This window comes from Halosolutus sp. DAT137 (assembly GCF_059736405.1).
The window spans coordinates 196,367-214,917 of record NZ_JCAQID010000002.1 but is presented as its reverse complement, the minus strand read 5'-3'; the positions used below and the strand labels follow the sequence as shown (position 1 = coordinate 214,917).

Annotated in this window: 16 protein-coding genes; 5 read left to right on the top strand and 11 right to left on the bottom strand. The window is 64.2% G+C overall.

Annotation, left to right across the window (positions count from 1 at the left end; translation table 11 throughout):
• Positions 1-47: 47 nt before the first annotated feature.
• Both AC6I6L_RS07045 and AC6I6L_RS07040 read right to left on the bottom strand, forming a co-directional pair.
• Positions 48-1,184: a bacterio-opsin activator domain-containing protein gene (locus AC6I6L_RS07045; protein ID WP_497917029.1), complete on the bottom strand. Its 1,137-nt coding sequence runs from the start codon at positions 1,182-1,184 to the stop codon at positions 48-50.
• A gap of 306 nt (positions 1,185-1,490) precedes the next feature.
• A complete protein-coding gene (locus AC6I6L_RS07040; RefSeq protein WP_497917028.1) occupies positions 1,491-2,492 on the bottom strand; it encodes an acetamidase/formamidase family protein in 1,002 nt (333 codons plus the stop codon).
• A gap of 180 nt (positions 2,493-2,672) precedes the next feature.
• Between AC6I6L_RS07040 and AC6I6L_RS07035 the strand changes: the two genes are divergently transcribed.
• Positions 2,673-2,993 carry a hypothetical protein gene (locus AC6I6L_RS07035; RefSeq protein ID WP_497917027.1) on the top strand — a complete coding sequence of 107 codons (321 nt, stop codon included), beginning with the start codon at positions 2,673-2,675 and terminating at the stop codon, positions 2,991-2,993.
• A gap of 58 nt (positions 2,994-3,051) precedes the next feature.
• Here the strand turns inward: AC6I6L_RS07035 and AC6I6L_RS07030 are convergent, their stop codons facing one another.
• The 3 genes from AC6I6L_RS07030 to AC6I6L_RS07020 all read right to left on the bottom strand — a co-directional run bounded on the left by AC6I6L_RS07030 (position 3,052) and on the right by AC6I6L_RS07020 (position 6,423).
• Positions 3,052-3,465: a DoxX family protein gene (locus AC6I6L_RS07030; RefSeq protein ID WP_497917026.1), complete on the bottom strand. Its 414-nt coding sequence runs from the start codon at positions 3,463-3,465 to the stop codon at positions 3,052-3,054.
• Between the two features lie 329 nt (positions 3,466-3,794).
• A complete protein-coding gene (glyS, locus tag AC6I6L_RS07025; RefSeq protein ID WP_497917025.1) occupies positions 3,795-5,579 on the bottom strand; it encodes a glycine--tRNA ligase in 1,785 nt (594 codons plus the stop codon).
• A complete protein-coding gene (locus tag AC6I6L_RS07020; protein ID WP_497917024.1) occupies positions 5,572-6,423 on the bottom strand; it encodes a CBS domain-containing protein in 852 nt (283 codons plus the stop codon). The genes glyS and AC6I6L_RS07020 overlap by 8 nt, the downstream gene beginning before the upstream one ends.
• Positions 6,424-6,557: 134 nt before the next feature.
• Between AC6I6L_RS07020 and AC6I6L_RS07015 the strand changes: the two genes are divergently transcribed.
• Together AC6I6L_RS07015 and AC6I6L_RS07010 are read left to right on the top strand one after the other, a co-directional pair.
• Complete coding sequence (locus tag AC6I6L_RS07015) at positions 6,558-6,719, top strand: DUF7556 family protein (protein WP_497917023.1); 162 nt, start codon at positions 6,558-6,560, stop codon at positions 6,717-6,719.
• 94 nt (positions 6,720-6,813) lie between these two features.
• A complete protein-coding gene (locus AC6I6L_RS07010) occupies positions 6,814-7,332 on the top strand; it encodes a DUF7974 family protein (RefSeq protein WP_497917022.1) in 519 nt (172 codons plus the stop codon).
• A gap of 138 nt (positions 7,333-7,470) precedes the next feature.
• On the opposite strand, the gene AC6I6L_RS07005 is transcribed toward AC6I6L_RS07010, so the two are convergent.
• From AC6I6L_RS07005 to AC6I6L_RS06980, 6 genes are all read right to left on the bottom strand, one after another.
• On the bottom strand, positions 7,471-7,626 hold the full coding sequence (locus AC6I6L_RS07005) for a hypothetical protein (protein WP_497917021.1): 156 nt from the start codon (positions 7,624-7,626) through the stop codon (positions 7,471-7,473).
• Positions 7,627-7,840: 214 nt separating this feature from the next.
• Positions 7,841-9,196, bottom strand: coding sequence for an ABC transporter ATP-binding protein (locus AC6I6L_RS07000; protein WP_497917020.1), 1,356 nt, complete (start codon positions 9,194-9,196; stop codon positions 7,841-7,843).
• Positions 9,189-10,409, bottom strand: coding sequence for an ABC transporter ATP-binding protein (locus AC6I6L_RS06995; protein ID WP_497917019.1), 1,221 nt, complete (start codon positions 10,407-10,409; stop codon positions 9,189-9,191). The genes AC6I6L_RS07000 and AC6I6L_RS06995 overlap by 8 nt, the downstream gene beginning before the upstream one ends.
• Positions 10,410-10,470: 61 nt before the next feature.
• On the bottom strand, positions 10,471-11,496 hold the full coding sequence (locus tag AC6I6L_RS06990) for an ABC transporter permease (protein ID WP_497917018.1): 1,026 nt from the start codon (positions 11,494-11,496) through the stop codon (positions 10,471-10,473).
• Positions 11,497-11,535: 39 nt separating this feature from the next.
• Complete coding sequence (locus tag AC6I6L_RS06985) at positions 11,536-12,534, bottom strand: ABC transporter permease (RefSeq protein ID WP_497917017.1); 999 nt, start codon at positions 12,532-12,534, stop codon at positions 11,536-11,538.
• 125 nt (positions 12,535-12,659) lie between these two features.
• Positions 12,660-14,264, bottom strand: a complete 1,605-nt coding sequence (locus AC6I6L_RS06980; RefSeq protein ID WP_497917016.1) for an ABC transporter substrate-binding protein — start codon at positions 14,262-14,264, stop codon at positions 12,660-12,662.
• 201 nt (positions 14,265-14,465) lie between these two features.
• Here AC6I6L_RS06980 and AC6I6L_RS06975 point away from each other — a divergent pair, with 201 nt between their 5' ends.
• Positions 14,466-14,885 (top strand): PPC domain-containing DNA-binding protein, encoded by a 420-nt coding sequence (locus tag AC6I6L_RS06975; RefSeq protein ID WP_497917015.1) that lies wholly within the window; start codon positions 14,466-14,468, stop codon positions 14,883-14,885.
• Position 14,886: 1 nt separating this feature from the next.
• Positions 14,887-18,534, top strand: a complete 3,648-nt coding sequence (locus AC6I6L_RS06970) for a DNA polymerase II large subunit (RefSeq protein ID WP_497917014.1) — start codon at positions 14,887-14,889, stop codon at positions 18,532-18,534.
• Positions 18,535-18,551 lie beyond the last annotated feature (17 nt).

Here is an 18,551-nt window from a genome sequence, read left to right as displayed (position 1 = left end):
TGCTCTTTCGTACGAGTACGGGTGTCCTAAGGGGGGACGCTGACCAGTCAGCGTGCGTCCGCGGCGGACTTTTCGAAGAGGTAGTTGAAGATAGTTTGTTGTGCTTTCCGAAGGTGCTGGTTGAACGTCTGTCGGGTGACGCCGAACCGATCGGCCAGTTCGTCGCCGTTGCTGGTCCGGGGCGTATCGAAGTAGCCGCCGAAGTACGCGGTGTCGAGTGCGGCGAGCTGTCGCTCGGTGAGTGCGTTGGCGACGACGTCGTACAGCAGGTGTGGCGAGTAGACGAGGTCTTCTGCGACCAGTTCGACGCCGGGGTGGAACTCCCGGATTCCGTCGGCGGCCAGTCGCGGGTCGACATCGCCAGGTAACTCGCCAAGGAACCGAACTTCGTCGGACGTGATCCGGACCTCGCGCGGACGGCCGCCGAGGGCGGGGAACACGTACGAAACCGTCTCCGACTCTGCGTGGGCTTCGACCCGATTGTAGCCGTCGATCGAACTGAGCAACCGGACATCGAGAAAGTGGGGAACCTCCTCGACGGCAGTGACGAAATCGGCAGCGGCGAGGTCCGTGGTACCCATGTACTGGACGATCGTCTCGTCGGGCAACGGAACCACGGAATCGATTTCGATCAGTGTCTCGCCGCTGTCGACTCGAAGCGAAGGGGGGACCGCCGACTGGTTCGCGCGAAACTCGAGACGGCGGACGTGGTCGCTGGTCAGTCGTTCCTCGCGCCGTTTCAGCGGCGTCACGTCCTCGAAGGAGACGACGGCGTACTCGACGGCCCCGTCGTCGTCGACGATCGGTGCGGTGTTACTCGACAGCCACCGTTCGGACCCGTCGGGCAGTTCGATCCAGTGTTCGAAGCCGTACTCGGACTCGCCGGTCTCGAAGACGCGCGTGACCGGATGCTCTTCGGCAGGAACCGACGTTCCGTCGTCGTAATAGATGTTCCAATCGGACAAATTACAGCGCCCGTCGACGTCCTGATCCGTGATTTCGAGAGTATCTCTTGCCCGCCGATTTGCAAACGCGACATCCCCTGTCGCGTTCACCACGACGGTGTTGACCGGATTCACGTCGACGACGCGCTGGGCGAAACCCTCGGCTGGCGACCGGTACCCCCCGTCCGATCGATCGGGTGACCCGTCGCTGTCGTACTGTTCGTCTGTCGGTCTCGTCACGGGCCCACCGTCCGTTGTCGCCTGCAGCGGCTTTTTTGGTTCACACTGGGGCGATCCATTCGGTCGCCGTTTCGGCCGCGATCGAATCGACCGATCGAGCTGCCGATCGATCGGTTCGCGATGCGACGAACCGGCGCTCCAGAGACCCCTTCGCGTCCCATGCCCGCAGTACGACGCGAGCGAATAAGTGTGTTTTACCCTCCGCGACGCTCGGACTGTGACTCGCACGCACCTCTCTCGACCGAACGATCGACCTCCGTGGACCGATCGGCCGCCACGATCACGCTCGATCCCCGATTCCGCCGGTCACTCGCCGCCGCCGTCGCTCGTCGTCGATCGGCGCAACTCGGCCGGAAAGATGCGTTCCGGGAGGTAGGCGGAGACGACCCAGTTCGGCGCGTTGACGGCCTCGCTCACCTTCAGGTCGACGGCCGCCGAACAGAGGATGTACGCCTCGCTCCGGGACAATCCGCGCTCTCCGTGCAGGTGGTCGATCATCTGCCCGATCGCGGCTTTGGCCGCCATCCGCATATCGTCCGCGATACCGGTCGTCCCGTACATCGGCTCGTCCTCGCCGGTCGGAGTAAACGGTCCCGCGGTCTCGAACTGCGGGGACTCGATCGGTCGGTCCGTTCGAAAATCGAACCGGCATGTCACCGTCATGGGCGCTTCGATCCCGCTGCCACAGACCTCGCCGTCCCCCTGGGCGGCGTGACAGTCGCCGATACTGAACAGCGCGTCCTCGACCGCGACGGGCAGCGAGACCGTCGCGCCCGCAGTGAGGTGCTTGACGTCCATATTCCCGCCGACCGATCGCGGCGGAAACGTGCTGTATGCGCCACTCTCGGCCGGCGCGACGCCGATTACGCCCGGAAACGGATCGATGGGAACCTCGATTCCGCGCTCGAACCGACACGCGCCGTCCTCGATGTCCCAGACGTACAGGTCCGGGTCGGGGAACGCCTCCGGTAGGAGACCCGCCTCCATCTCGCCCGGAAGGACGAGCGTGTATCCCCACCCTTCGTGCTCGAACTCGAGCAGTTCGACCTCGAGCACGTCACCCGGCCGAGCGCCCGCGACCGCGATCGGTCCAGTCAGCGGGTGAACCGGGTCGACGTCCAGCGTGGCGACATCCCTAACCGTCGAGTCGGGACCGAGCTGGCCGTTCGTCGCGTCCCTGCACGCAAACTGGACGACGTCGCCGGGCTCGATCGTACACACCGGCTCGATCGCATTGTCCCACGCGCTGTGGACGGTCTCATCGCTGGCAGCAAGCCGGTAATCCACGGTATCGCTCTCGATCGGCATTTGCGGATGTCTGTACGGCGGCGAGAAATAAAACGGAGACCCCAGTTTCGCGTCCGGTGTCAGAGCGTCCTCGGGTGGTCGAACAGGTGATCTCCGTCCCGTCGAATCGCTTCACTCGCGGCGGATTGTGATGCGTGTGGGCACGCACCTTTTTGTCGGCGGAGAAACAATCGCAGTGACGTGTTCGATCGCGACTCGGAGCGCACCTCGTACGTCCCGACTGCGGAGACGATCACCGGACTCGCCGCGGACGCTCGATCGAATCCGATCGCGGCCGTCGTGGCGGCGGGTATCGCGGTCGCGATCGGCTATCAGGCCGCCGTCGTCGCCGCGACGCACTCGGTGTGGGTCGGCGTCGCCGTGCTCGTGACGGGCGTCGTCGCGTATCGCTTCGCTCGGGTCTACTCGACGGTCCAGAACGACGCGATCGCCGCCGAACTCGCGAGTCGCGAGCGAGATTCGATCGAGCCGTCCCGTTCGCAGGCCGGCAAACGCGAGTAGCGGTCTGGAACCCGGAGGCCGAAGCCGCCACAGACGTAGTCGCGTCCAGACGACCGGTCTAGAGGCCGACGTTCACCGCGTAGGGCCACGGTGCGCTCGCGAGGACGAGAAACGCGAGCGCCCCGGCGGCACCGTAGACGTTTTTCAGGAAGTGCGTCATCTCGTCCTGGGCGTCCGCCTCGTCGACCGCCCAGAAGTCGTGCATCGTCACGCCGGAGACGAGCAAGAAGACGGCCAGCGCACCGGCACCGATCGCCGGAAAGACCCCGAGCACGATCGATAGCCCGCCGAAGACGAGCAGACCGCCGCTCGCGAGCACCGAAGCACGCGGCGCGGGGAGCCCCTTGAATTCGGCGTAGCCGGCCATCGAGTCCGTGTTGGTAAAGTGATTCAGCCCGGTGAACGCGAGCACCCCGCCGAAGAGGACGCGAGCGAGCAAGAACGCGACGTCGGCACCTGCGGACTCGAACATCAGCGATCGCCCTCCGCGGCGCGATCGGTTCGCGAATCGATCCGTATCATTTTGATAGCTGGTTGCATTTCGTTAGTTCGTACGAACTCGGCGCTATATGTACGTTAGCGAACACTGGTGATACTGAGTAACACCGGTGTCACTGAAAATCCGTGACCGATAGCGAGATTTACCGCCGGTATTCGGTTCGAATTAATAGACAAAAAACGTATGTTTTCCGGAGTGATGACGTGAACGCGACCGGCGTTGGCCCAATTTCACTCAGGGGTGGCTGACGCCGTCTCCCAATCGGAGCGGGGACCACGACGCCGCACGAATCGCGTCGGGGGCTATAGCTCCTCGAACGCGATCTTGCCGGCGCGCAGTGCCGACAACGTCTCCGCCAACTCGTCGATCGCCAGCCGTTTCTGCTCCGTCGAGTCGCGCTCCCGGACGGTGACCGCCTCGTCGTCTACACTCTCGTAGTCGATCGTCACACAGAACGGCGTGCCCACCTCGTCTTGGCGGCGGTAGCGCCGTCCGATGTTGCCCGAATCGTCGTAGGTCACCGACAGGCCGGCGTCTCGCAGTTCCGCCGCGATCGCCTCCGACTCGGCTTCGAGTTCGTCGTCGCTCTGCAGCGGGAAGACGCCGACGAACGTCGGCGCGACCTCGGGGTCGAGTTGGAGGTAAGTGCGCTCCTCGCCGTCGACCTCGTCCTCGCGGTAGGCGTGGTGGAGGACGGTGTAGACGAGTCGATCGACGCCGAAGGAGGGTTCGACGACGTGCGGGACGACGTGCTCGCCGGCTTCGGTCTGCTCCTCGACGGCGAAGCCGGTCTTCTCGACGGGAATCTCGTGGGAGTCGCCGTCGAGGTCGATCTCGACGCTATCACCCTCGAACGCGGATCGATCTCGACCCGCGAGCGCTTCGAGTTCCGAGACGACCGCTTGCGCGTCGCCGCCGAATTCGGGACCGAGGTAGCTCATGTCGGGATCGACCGTCGCGCGTTCGACCGTCTTCGGTTCGTCGTACTGTCTGAAGACGGTGAACCGATCGCCGGAGTGTTCGGCGTGTTTCGAGAGGTCGTAGTCGCCTCTGTAGGCGAAGCCGGCCATCTCGATCCAGTTGCCGTCCACTTCGCTCTCGGCGTCCCAGCAGTCCGCGGCGTAGTGGGCGCGCTCGCCCGCGAGGTGCTGGCGAAAGCGGAACCGGTCCATGTCGACGCCGACGGCCTCGTACCACGGCTTCGCGACGCCGAGGAAGTAGGCGACCCACTCGTCCCCGATGATGCCCTCGGAAACGGCCGCGCCGATCGTCGTCTCGATTTCCTCGCCGTCGTCGGCGTTCTGCTCGCTGGCCGGGTAGAGCGACACCGTCACGTCTTCGACCGCTTCGAGGTCCGGTTCGTTCGCCTCGGGGTCGACGAAGTACTCGAGTTCGGCCTGCGTGAACTCGCGGGTCCGGATGATCGATCGTCGCGGGCTGATCTCGTTGCGGTAGGCGCGACCGATCTGAGTGACGCCGAACGGAAGCGTGTTGCGGGCGTACTCTTTGAGACGTGGGAACTCGACGAAGATGCCCTGGGCGGTCTCGGGACGGAGGTAGCCGGGCTGGGCGTCTCCGGGACCGATGTTCGTCGCGAACATGAGGTTGAAGTCCTCGACGGCGACGCCGGCCAGGCCGGCACCGCACTCCGGACAGACGAGTTCGTACTCCGCGATGACCTCCTCGACCTCGTGAATCGGAAGGCTCTCTGCGTCCTCGTATTCGGTGTTGTCCTCGACGAGGTGGTCCGCGCGGCTGCTCGTCCCGCAGTCGGGGCACTCGATCAGCATGTCGTCGAAGCCGTCGAGGTGGCCCGACGCCTCGAAGACGGGTTCGGGCATGATCGTCGGGGCGTCGATCTCCATGTTCCCCTCCGCGAGCGCGAACCGATCGCGCCAGGCGTCCTCGACGTTCTGCTTGAGAGCCGCCCCTTGCGGACCGAACGTGTAGAAGCCGCCGACGCCGCCGTACGCGCCCGATGACTGGAAGAAGTAGCCGCGGCGCTTTGCCAGTTCGACCAGCTTTTCGCTGGTGGCGTTCGTCGTCTTTTGGTCGCCCGTCGGATCCGCTCTGTTCGCGTCACTCATACAGCGCCTCCAGCAGGTCGACGTCCCGAACGATGCCGGCGAGCTGTTCGCCCGTGACCATCGGGAGCTGTTCGATGTCGTTGCTGATCATCCGCTGGGCAGCCTCCTGGACGGACGTCGTTCCCGAGACCGTCACCACGTCGTCGCTCATGAACTCGCTGACCGGTCCGGCCGGAATCTCGATGTCTCGGGTCGGCAGGTAGCGGCTCCCGACGCCTTTGATCCCCTCCCAGGACCACTCGGAGTCTTGATCCGGGAAGTTGTCCCCGGTTTCTTCCTCGCCCTCGACGATGCGGGCAACCTCGATGATATCTACTTCCGTGAGAACGCCGCTCATCTTCCCGTCGTCGTCCAGCGCGACGGTGTAGGGGACGTTCGCGTAGTACAGTTCGCGCTCGGCGACCGGCAGCGGCGCGCCCTCGTGGGTCGTGTTCACGTCCGCGCTGGCGTAGGCGTCGACGGTGCCGTCGGTCTCCTGGTCGCCTCTCGCGATCGCGTGGATCACGTCCGTGACCGTGACGATCCCCTCGAACGTGCCACCGACGACGGGGACGCGACGCGCGTTCTCCTCGACCATCGTCCGCGCGACGTCCTCGAGCGCGGTGTCGGCCGTCGTCGTCGGCACCTCCGCCATCAGCATGACGAGCTGGTCCTCGTCGGGCTGTTCGATCAGGACATCTCGGGAGATCAGTCCGCGGTACTCGAACCCGTCGTCGGTCGATTTGACAACCGGAACGGACGAGAACGACTGTTCTTGCAGGTAGTCGAGGACGTCCGATCGGGTGCCCGGCAGTTCGACGGTCACCACATCCTCCCGTGGGGTCATCGCGTCGGCTACGTTCATATCACCACCGTAGGGCGAAAATGAGTATAAACCCAGTGCTTCACTCGCCGGAGCGACAGTCGCCCGCCGATCGTCCGGACTGCCGGACAGTTCGATTCGACGAGTTTATATGCGAGTGACAGTCACTTACACACATGGTGTCAAACCCCCCCACCATGTCCGCTGACGACTCGATCGTCGGCTCGATCGATTCGACGGAATCGAGCGACGAATACGTCATTGCAGACATCTCCGCAGACGGTGCCTGGCTTTCGATGTCGGCAGACGCCGCGCCGACATTGCCGGGGATGCGGTGACGACGGGGGACAGTGGGTAACAGGGATTTTTGCGATCTCGTTCGCGGCCGTTCGAGCACGTACCGTTTTGTACCACCGCGTTGACCCGCCGACGATGGTCGGTCCTCGACCGGGCGACGATCGCGGGACGGACGCCGACGAGGAATTCGGCGTCGAGAGTGACGACTCTCGGATCACTGCGGCGACCGTTCTCGCCTCCTTCGTACCCGCGGCGCTCGCACGTCGGGCCGTCGGCGTCTCGGTCGAAACCGATCGCGATCGGTACGAGCGTGGCGACCCGGTCGCCCTCACGATCGAGTTCAGAAATCGCTTCCCGCTGCCGATCGAGATTCCGACGCCCAGACAGCGTCGCTGGGGGTGGGCGATCGACGGCGAACTCGAGGCGACGGACGAACGCCGGTACACCCGATCGCGACCCTCGGCGTTTCGCTTTCGCGGCGGCGAGCGAAAGCAGCTCTCGGTGACCTGGAACGGTCACTTCGAGCGCGACCGGGGCGGCGATCGTCGCGAGTCGGTCCCTCCCGTCCCCGGCGAGTACGAAATCGAGGTGTTCGTCGCGACCCACGAAAATCGGTACCGACCGAGCGACTCGACGACGATCACGATCGAGTGACATCGGGTGCTGTCGAACCGGGCCGCACGTGATCGCGCGCGGCGACGCGAGAAAGACGACCGATCGCCGTCGCTGTACGGGGGACGGTATCGATCGCGAAAAAATCGATTGCAGTTCTCGGCGTGTCGGTTCGGCGGATTAGCCGGTCAGAAACCCGCCGGGGGAGATCTGTCGATCCGGTCGGCCGGTCTCGCTTCGCTGGATGCCCGAGAACTCGGGCGAGTGTTCGATCGCTCGCTGTAGTTTCATGCCGGTGCTCGTGTGTGTTGCCATGATCTGGAGGACTTTACTCATACACGAGTTAATAATTGCCCGTCGCACTTAAGGATTTTTACGACGATTATTCACGTAATGTCATCGTCGATCGTCGATTAGTGAACCACCCTCACGCCCGTTCAAAACCTATATTCTTCCTGATGAGACCGTCTCGAGACTGACCGGCCAGGAGGAACTGGACGCACCGCAGATCTCGATCGAGGTGGCCGACCGAATCGATTCCCTGCCGTGGTTACCGGTGCAGGTGACACGCCGAGAAGTGGTCTCCGCCGCCGTGCTCCGGTTCGATCTCGTAGCCCGGTCGCGATTGCGCACAGATGCTCTCTTCGGCGAACGAGTCGAGTAGCAGGTCGGTCGCACGCTCCCAATCGCTCTCTCCATCCCGCTCGTCGCTTCCGTCGGCGTCCGCTGGCCGGTCCCGATCGGTCGCAACGAGATCGATCGCGTCGTCGACGATCTCGCCGGCCTCGCCCCGCGGGAGGGTGCCGTCGAAGAACTCGGCCTGAATGTCGGCGGCCGGCATCGGCTCGAACGTTCGGCGTTTGACCGCTCGCATGAACGCCCGCGTTCGGGACCACTCCTCGTCGGCCCAGTCGTACGTTTCAGGCGCGATGAGTCGTGGACAGCGCGTCCGGAACCGACAGCCAGAGGGCGGATCGATCGGGCTTGGCACCTCGCCTTCGAGTACCCCTCGAGCGCCGTTCGATCGCGGATCAGGAACCGGGATCGACTCGAGTAACGCCCGCGTGTAGGGGTGCTGTGGGTTCTCGAAGAGTTCCTCCTTTTCTGCGAGTTCGACCACGTGCCCGAGGTACATCACCGCGACGCGATCGGAAATGTGGCGGATCACGGAGAGGTCGTGAGCGATAAAGAGGTAGGTGAGGCCGAACTCCTCTTGCAACGCTTCCATCGTGTTCAGCACCTGGGCCTGAATCGAGACGTCGAGGGCGGAGACGGGTTCGTCGCAGACGACGAAGTCGGGATCGACCGACAGCGCCCGCGCGAGGTTGATTCGCTGGCGCTGCCCGCCGGAAAAGGCGTGGGGGTGGCGGTTGTAATGGCGCGGATCGAGACCGACCTTTTCGAGGAGATCCTTCGCGCGGGCTTCCCGCCCCTCGTCGTCGAGCATCCCGTGGGCGCACATCGGCTCCTCGATGATCTGGCCGACCTTCATCCGCGGGTCGAGCGAGGACTGGGGATCCTGAAAGATCATCTGAATCTCCGATCGCTTTCGGCGCAACTCCTCGCCACTCATTTCGGCCAGGTCGTCCCCTTTGAACCGAATCGTTCCGTCCGTGGGATCGAGCAGGCGCAGGATCGTTCGCCCGAGCGTGCTCTTACCACAGCCGGATTCACCGACGAGTCCCAGCGTCTCGCCCATCTCGATCTCGAATGAGACGTCGTCGACGGCTTCGACGTGATCGACGCCGAAACTGATCGGCGGGAACCGGTCCAGGTCGAGGTTCACGGACGCGAACAGGCCCGAATCCGACTGGAAGTGTTTGGTCACCCCCTCGATCTCGAGCAGCGTCTCGCCGTGCTCTACGTCCGCCCCGCCGGTGGCAATCGATTCCGCGCGTCTACTCACGGCGATCACCACCGTCCGTCGAGGCCTGCCCGTCTTCGGGTGCCGGCTCCGAATCGGGGCCCGCAGCGGTATCCGAGTCGGACCCTGCAGGCGTATCCGAGCGGGAACGGCCGGTTGCGTTCTCGCCCCGGCCCGGTTCGCCGCCGCTCCCCTCGAGCAGGGCGCTCTCCTCGTACCCCACGTCGAAGACGTCGTGTTTCACGCAGGCCGCCCTGTGGGGATCGCCGTCGGCGCGATCGACCTCCAGCGTCGCCGGGTGGACGCGCGTACAGATCTCCCTGGCGTCGGGACAGCGGGGGTGGAACCGACAGCCCGAGGGCGGGTTGATCGCCTCCGGCATCACGCCCTCGATCGGCTGCAGTTCGGTGGCCCGGTCGGGACGGGGCATCGAGTTCAGCAGGGCCGTCGTGTAGGGGTGTTTGGTGTCGTAAAACAGTTCGTCGACGGGGGCCTGCTCGACGATCTCGCCGAGATACATCACGTTGACGCGATCGCAAATCTCGGCGACGACGCCCATGTCGTGGGTGACCCAGATAACGCTCGTGTCGTAGCGCTCTTGCAGTTCGTCGACGAGGTCGATGATCTGGCCCTCGACGGTGACGTCGAGTGCGGTCGTGGGCTCGTCCGCGATGATGAGACTCGGCTCGCAGGCGAGCGCCATCGCGATCAGCACGCGCTGGCGCATCCCGCCGGAGAACTGGTGGGGGTACTCCTCGTAGCGCTCCTCCGGGTCGGGAATCCCGACTTCGCGGAGGATATCGATCGCCTCCGCTTTCGCTTCCGTACTTCCCAGGTCCCGGTTGAGTTCGATGAACTCCCGGAGCTGTCCGCCGACCGTAAAGACGGGGTTCAGCGACTCCATCGGGTCCTGAAAGATGACCGCGATCTCTCGACCCCTGATCTGCTCGCGCATTGCCGACTCCGAGAGCATGTCGGGGTGTTCGCGGAGTTCGCCGTTCGGGCCCTCTTCGAGGTCGAAGATGGTCTGGCCGCGGTACTCGATCGTGCCGCCGACGATCTCGCCGGGGCTCTCGACGAGGCGCAGCAGGCTCATCGAGGCGACCGACTTGCCGGCCCCGCTCTCACCGACGAGGCCGACGATCTCGCCTTCCTGTACCTCGAAGGAGATGCCGTCGACGGCGCGGACGGTGCCGGTCTCTGTAAAGAACTGGGTCTTGAGGTTTTCGACGCGGAGGAGTGGGTCAGTGCTCATGTCGTTCGGTGGTCGTTGTGTTTTGTGTCGGTGGTCGTGATGTTCGGTGACGGGTCTCTGGTCAGTCCTCGATCCGCGGATCCAGCGCGTCCTGGAGGCCGTCGCCGAACAGGTTGAAGCCCATAATCGTCACGAGGATCGCCAGGCCGGGCCAGATCGACAGCCAGATGTTCGAGTGCATGTACCGCCCGTGAGCGATTCGGAGCATCTCTCCCCAGTCCGGCGTCGGCGGCTGTGCGCCGTAGCCCAGAAAGGAGAGTCCGGCGACGATCAGGATCGTGACGCCGATCTGCAACGTCGCGTACACCATCACGGGTGCGAAGCTGTTCGGGATGACGTGGCGGCGAATGATGTTTCGGTCTTTCACGCCCGCGGCGCGCGCAGCCTCGATGTAGTCCATCTCTCGGACCGACAGCACGCGACTTCGAATGATCCGGGCGAACACCGGGATGAACGTGATCCCGACGCCGACCACGGCGTAGCGGATGTCCGGGCTGCCGCCGCTGAGGAAGACGATGAAGACGATGATCAGGACGAGCGGCGGGATCGCGTACAGCGTTTCGACGGCTCGCATCAACACGTCGTCGACCCGCCCGCCGTAGTAGCCGGAGACGGAGCCGACGATCGTTCCCCCGACCAGCCCGATCGCCGTCGAGAAGATACCGACGCTCACCGATACCTGCGAGCCGTAGACGATCCGGGTGAAGTAGTCCCGGCCCTGGGGGTCGGTGCCGAGCGGGTTCGAGAGCGTCCCGCCGTCGACGAAGGCGGGGGGTTGGTTCGCACTCCCCTCTCCGGGCGGCGGAATCTGCGTCGGATGATCGAAGATCGGCAGCGCCTCGGCCGCGGCGTAATCCGAGACCTGCCCGAGCGTGAGCGTCGAGAGGTTGCTATCGACGCCGGCGAACGCCGCGGTGAACAGAACGGCCGCGACGATGTAGAACCCGATTCGGGCAGTCGCATCCCGCTTGACTTTCGCAAGGGTGTAGCGCCAGCCGACGCGAGGTTCGACCCCCTCATCGACCGCTCCAGCTTCCGCGTGCGCGCCCGGTTCCTGGTCGTCGAGTTGGGATTCAGTCGTCGCCACGTGAGTAGCACCTCTCCGTTGTGGATCTCGCTCTCATGATTACTCTCGATCGCCGTAGGTGACCCGCGGATCGACGTACGCGTAGGAGATGTCCGTGATGACGACGCCGATCACGAAGATGAACCCGAGCACCATCGTGATCCCCATCACGAGCTGGTAGTCGAGTTGCTGGATCGACTCGATGAACAGCCGCCCCATCCCGTTGATCGCGAAGACGGTCTCGACCAGCACCGCGCCGCCGAGCGCCGTCGACAGGTTGAGTCCGACGATCGTGATGATGGGCAACTGGGCCGATCGGAACGCGTGCTTGCGGAGGATCGTCCGCTCTGGCACGCCGTAGGCGCGGGCGAGCGTGACGTACTCCTTCTGGAGCGAGTCGATCATCTGCGTTCGCTCGACGCGCATGAGCGTCGCCATCTGGAGCGTTCCGAGGGCGATCATCGGCAAGAGGAGGTGTCTGATCGACTCGATCCAAAGCTGGATGTGGCTGTTGTACCCGGCCGCCGACGGGGGTTGCCACGGGTAGACCAGCCCCGCCGAGGGCAAGACGCCGAGTTGCACTGCGAAGACGATGATCAGCATGATGCCGATCCAGAACGACGGCGTGCTGACGCCGATCAGGGCGACGATTCGCGAGACGTGATCGGCCGGTTTGTTCCGTCGCTTCGCCGCGATGACGCCCAGCGGAATCGCCGTCACGAGCGCGAAGACGTACGCCGACAGCACGAGCAACAGCGTCGGGCCGGCCCGTTCGAGCATGAGGTCCGCGACTGGGCGACGCCGGTGGATGCTGTAGCCGAGGTCGCCCTGAAGCAGACCGGTCATGTAGTTCCAGTAGCGGACGTGGACCGGCTGGTCGAGTCCGTACCGGGCTTCGATCGTCCTGATGAGTTCCTCGTTGACCTGCTGGCCCTGGAGCATGAGGCGAACCGGATCGCCCGGGGCCAGATTCGCCAGCGCGAACGTGATGATAGAGATGCCGATCAGGACGGGAATCGCCTGCAGCAGCCGGGAGATCGCGTATCGGAGCAGTCCCATTCGTGGTCACGTCGTGGCCCGTTCGTCGGTGAGTCGCGCGGTACTCGACCGCTGAACGATCCCGACCCGGCTACGGGTGCGATCGCGCCGCCGGTGTCGTTTCGCGGTCGTCTCGGGACGGGGTGTCATCCCTCGTCGATGCTGACGTTGGTCTGCTCGGAGACGAGTTGCGGGTTGTACGACACGCTCGGGTGCGGTTCGAGATCCTGCACGTAGCTCTGGGTCGCGATCGTGTTGTGCTCGGAGTAGGCGGCCAGCACCGGCACTTCGTCGATAATTTCGTCGACTACCTCGGTGTACAGGTCCCGGCGCTCCTCTCGATCGACACTTTCGCGGGCCGCCAAGATGTTGTCGTGGAAATCGTCGCTCCCCTCGTAGAAGTGGCCCTGTGCGATCCCTTCGTTATCCTCGTGGAACAGGTTGTACAGGTAGACGTCGGGGTCCGGGCCGCCGGTCCAGCCGAGGATGTACATCTCGTAATCGTCGGCGTTGCCGGTAATGTAGGTCTCCCCGAGGGTCGCGAAGTCCAGACTCTGGACCTCGGCGTCGTAGCCGAGTTCGTCCAGTCGGGAGGCGATCAACTCGCCAAGCGCGATGCGGACGTCGTCCGGTGGCACGATGATCGTCGGATTCCAGTCGTTGGGTGCGGCCCCGTCGAGTAACTCCTGGGCCTGATCCGGGTCGTAGTCGGGAGCGGCGTCGGCCCACTCGTCCATCGGAAACTCCCAGCCGAGTTCGTCGACGATCGGCGGGATCGGTGCGTCCATCGCGCTGGCGCTGTCGCCCAGGTTGCTCTCGACGAACTCGGTGAGCGAGAACGCGTGTGCGACCCCGCGGCGAACGTCCGGATCGGTCGTCCCGCCGTCGTTGCAGTTGAACGCGACGTACATGTAGGAGGGACTCTCGGCCCGGTGAACCTCGATTCCGTCCTCGCCGTCGAGTTGGTCCCAGTCTGCCGGTGGGACGGTCGCGATCGCGTCGGTATCGCCCGCGAGGATCTGGGAGACGCGGCCGGCGTCGTCTTCGGCCGCCTCGAACCGAACGGATTCGAGTTCGGGAACCGGCTCGTCCCAGTAGTCGTCCCAGCGCGCGAGTTCGACGTACTCGTCTGACGTCCAGTCTTCGAACGTGAACGGTCCGGACCCCACCGGCTCCGTGTTGTACGCTTCGGTGTCCTCCTGTCTGACTTCCGCGTTGACGACCGTCGAAACCAGTTGAATCTCCGTGAACGCCCCGTATGGGAACTCCAGATCGATCTGCACCGTCTGCTCGTCGACGGGTTCGGTGTTCTCGACGTCGATCATCTGGTAGGTCGGCATGTTCTGGGTCTCCTCTTCGACCGGCGCGGTCAGCGAGTGGACGACGTCCTCCGCCGTGACGGGGTCACCGTTGTGAAACTCCGCATTTCCGACGAGTTCGACGATGTACCGCTGGCCGTCTCGCTCCGCTTCGGGTTCGCCGGCCGCGAGCTTTGGCTGGGGTTCCAGGCTGAAGTCGTACTCGTACAGCCCGTCGTAGACGAGGTTGTTGATCTGTTGACTGTAGGCGTCGAACGTGATCACCGGGTCGAAGTCGCCGTCCGGACTCACTTCCTGCGTATACAGGAGCTGCTGGCCGCCATCGCCGGGGCCTTCTTCCCCACCGATACAGCCGGCAACCACGGCTGTACTGACCGCTGCACCTGCCGTCAGTAACTGCCGCCGCGTGGCGGCGAACTGGTCTGGCACCATTGTGTGTTTCGGTCACTAGCGACACATTTTGGTATCAAGGGGATACAACTGGCAAATCACCTCTTACTGTCGGATAATACGCCACATACCGTAACGAACGAACACCGATACCGAAACGAACGATCACCGTACCTGTACATCGATCGCAGAAATCGGTCACGATCGGTGGTATTTTTCTACCGGGAGACACAGGTGGTGTGTATGAACTACCGGGCGGTCGAGACCGATGCGGAGTACGTCGCCCGCCTCGAGACCGGGGCCGACTGGCGCGCGGAGATCGAATCACTCGCGACCGAGGTCGACGCGGACGCGGCCTGGTTTACTGCCCTCGGGGCGGTACAGGACGCCGAACTGTGGTTTTACGATCAGAAGGATTGTGAGTACTTCCCGATCGAGTTCGACGAACCGCTCGAGGTCGCCAGTTGCGTCGGGAACGTCTCGCTGTTAGACGGCGATCGCTTTGCCCACACGCACGTCGTTCTCTCGGGACCGGACGGTGACGCCGTCGCGGGCCACCTGAACGAGGCGACGGTCTGGGCCGGCGAGGTACACATGCGGGTCTTCGAGGACGGACTGGAACGCGCATACGACGAGACCACCGAACTGGACCTCTGGCTCTGACATGCGCGAGGCAGACACGCGGTACTTCCAGCGCCTCGAATCCCAACTCGACGCGGCGTTCGACGTCGCTGAACGAGCCAAACGGGGGAGCAGGGATCCCGCCCCCGAAGTCGAGATTCCGGTCGCCAAAGATATGGCAGACCGTGTCGAGAACATCCTCGGGATCGACGGCGTCGCCGAGCGCGTCCGCGAACTCGAGGGGGAGATGAGCCGCGAGGAGTCCGCCCTCGAACTCGCGAAGGACTTCGCGGAGGGCCGCGTTGGCGACTACGAGACGAAAGCGGGCAAGGTCGAGGGGGCGGTACGGACCGCCGTTGCCCTCCTCACCGAAGGGGTCGTCGCGGCCCCGATCGAGGGGATCGACAGGGTCGAAATCCTCACGAACGACGACGGGACCGAGTTCGTCAACGTCTATTACGCCGGCCCGATCCGCTCTGCGGGTGGGACCGCACAGGCGCTGTCCGTACTGGTCGCAGACTACACGCGCGCCCTCGTTGGAATCGAACAGTACAATGCCCGCAGCGAGGAGATCGAACGCTACGCCGAGGAGATCGCCCTCTACGACAAGGAGACCGGTCTCCAGTACACCCCGAAGGCGAAGGAAGCGAAGTTCATCGCGAAACACCTCCCGATCATGCTGGACGGCGAAGCGACCGGCGACGAGGAGGTCTCGGGTTTTCGCGATCTGGAGCGGGTCGATACCAACAGCGCCCGCGGCGGAATGTGTCTCGTCCTCGGGGAGGGAATCGCGCTGAAGGCTCCCAAAATCCAGCGCTACACCCGGAATCTCGACGAGATCGACTGGCCGTGGTTACAGGACCTGATCGACGGCAACTACGCCGCCGACGATGCGGACGCCGAGGGCGGCAGCGATGACGGGGCCGACGGTGGCGAGACCGCAGACGACGGGGACGGCGACGGCGGAGACGGTGATGGTGAGGCGGACGCAACGGACGCCGACGGGACCGACGCCGCCGACGAGCCGTCGGGTCCACCCCGCGTCGACGAATCGAAAAAATACCTTCGCGATCTGATCGCCGGCCGCCCCGTCTTCTCCCACCCCTGCGCACGGGGGGGCTTCCGGCTTCGCTACGGTCGCGCGCGCAATCACGGCTTCGCGACCGCCGGCGTCCACCCCGCGGCGATGCACCTCGTCGACGACTTCCTCGCGACGGGGACCCAGATCAAAACCGAACGGCCGGGCAAGGCCGCGGGCGTTGTTCCCGTCGACTCGATCGAGGGACCGACGGTCAAACTGGCAAACGGCGACGTCCGGCGGATCGACGACCCCGAGGAGGCACTCGAGATCCGAAACGGCGTCGAGAAGATTCTGGATCTCGGCGAGTACCTCGTCAACTACGGCGAGTTCATCGAAAACAATCACCCGCTGGCCCCCGCCACCTATACGCCCGAGTGGTGGATTCAGGACCTCGAGGCTGCGGGTGCGAACGTTCAGGCCCTCGAGGACGACCCCCGAATCGACCTCGAGTTCCCCACCGTCGATCGCGCCCTCGAGTGGGCCACCGAGTACGATGCACCGCTTCACCCCGCGTACACCCCACTCTGGCACGACCTCTCGGTCGAGGCGTTTTGCGAACTGGCCGAGACCGTCACGGACGGACGCGTTATCGACGACAGCGAGACGCTCGTCCTCGATCACACCGACGCCGCCCGCGAGGCCCTCGAGACGATCGTTATCGAGCACCGCCAGCGCGACGATCGCCTGGAGATCGACGACTGGCGACCGTTCGTACGAACACTCGGCTGTGAGATTCGCCACACCGCGACCGACGGCGCGACGGTTCAGGGAGGTGATCCCGAAACTCGGACGATCGAACTCGAGCGAACCTGGATCGACGACGATCTCTCGGAGCGCGCCCGGACCTGGGGACACGACTCCGCCGGCGACAACGCGATCGAAGCGGTCAACGAGGTCGCCCCCTTCGCCGTCCGCGAGCGAGCGCCGACCCGGATCGGCAACCGAATGGGCCGGCCCGAAAAATCCGAAAGTCGCGACCTGAGCCCGCCGGTTCATACGCTGTTTCCGATCGGCGACGCCGGCGGGCCACAGCGCGACGTCTCGAAGGCCGCCAAACACGCCGAGACGATGTCGGATACGCCTGGCGTCGTCGAGGTGCAGGTCGGCCGCACGCGCTGTGAAAGCTGTGGAACGGAGACCTTTACGAATCGCTGTCCCGACTGCGACGAGCGGACGGTTCCCGACTACCGCTGTCCCGACTGCGAGACGCAGATCGATCCCGACGAAGCGGGTCGCGTCGAGTGTGGCCACTGCGAGGTCGAGGCGACCTGCGTCGAAATCCGCGAGATCGACGTCAACGAGCAGTTCCGATCGGCCCTCGAGAGCGTCGGTGAGCGCGAGAACGCCTTCGATATCTGCAAAGGCGTCAAGGGACTCACCTCGACGACCAAGATTCCGGAACCGATCGAGAAAGGCATTCTGCGGGCCAAACACGACGTGTCGTCGTTCAAGGACGGGACCGTCCGATACGATATGACCGACCTCCCCGTCACGTCGGTTCGGGCGAGCGAACTCGACGTCGACGTGGGCCAACTCCAGGCGCTCGGCTACGAGGAAGATATCCACGGCGAACCCCTGACCCACGAGGACCAACTGGTCGAACTCAACGTTCAGGATGTCGTTCTCTCGGACGGCGCGGCCGAGCACATGCTCCAGACCGCCGACTTCATCGACGACCTCCTCGAGCAATACTACGGTCTGGAGCCGTTTTACGAACTGGACGATCGGGACGATCTCGTCGGTGAACTCGTCTTCGGGATGGCCCCCCACACGAGCGCGGCAACTGTCGGAAGAGTGATCGGTTTCACGAGCGCCGCGGTCGGATACGCGCATCCGTACTTTCACGCCGCGAAACGTCGCAATTGTGACGGTGACGAAGATTGTGTGATGTTGCTGATGGACGGCCTCCTGAACTTCAGTCGAAGTTTCCTCCCGGACAAGCGTGGTGGGCGGATGGACGCACCGTTAGTCATGTCCTCCCGGATCGATCCCGCCGAGATCGACGACGAGGCCCACAATATGGACATCGTCAGGCAGTACCCCCGCGAATTCTACCTCGCGACGCTCGAACAGGCCGACCCCGAGACGATCGACATTCAGATCGGAGAGGACACGCTCGGGACCGACGGGGAGTACACCGGGTTCGACCACACCCACGACGTCACCGACATCGCGATGGGTCCCGACCTCTCTGCGTACAAGACGCTCGGTTCGATGATGGACAAGATGGACGCCCAGCTCGAACTCTCGCGGAAACTCGCAGCAGTCGACGAGACGGACGTGGCCGAACGGGTGATCGAAGGCCACTTCCTGCCGGACCTGATCGGGAACTTACGCGCCTTTTCACGGCAGGAAACCCGCTGTCTCGACTGCGGCGAGAAGTTCCGCCGCATGCCCCTCACCGGGGACTGCCGGGAGTGTGGCGGCCGCGTCAACCTCACCGTCCACCAGGGCTCGGTGAACAAGTACATGCAAACCGCGATCGAGGTTGCCGACGAATACGACTGCCGACCCTACACCAAACAGCGGTTAGAGGTGCTTGAGCGATCGCTCGAGAGCGTTTTCGAAAACGACAAGAACAAACAGTCGGGGATCGAGGACTTCATGTAGTCGATCGGCGTTTGCAC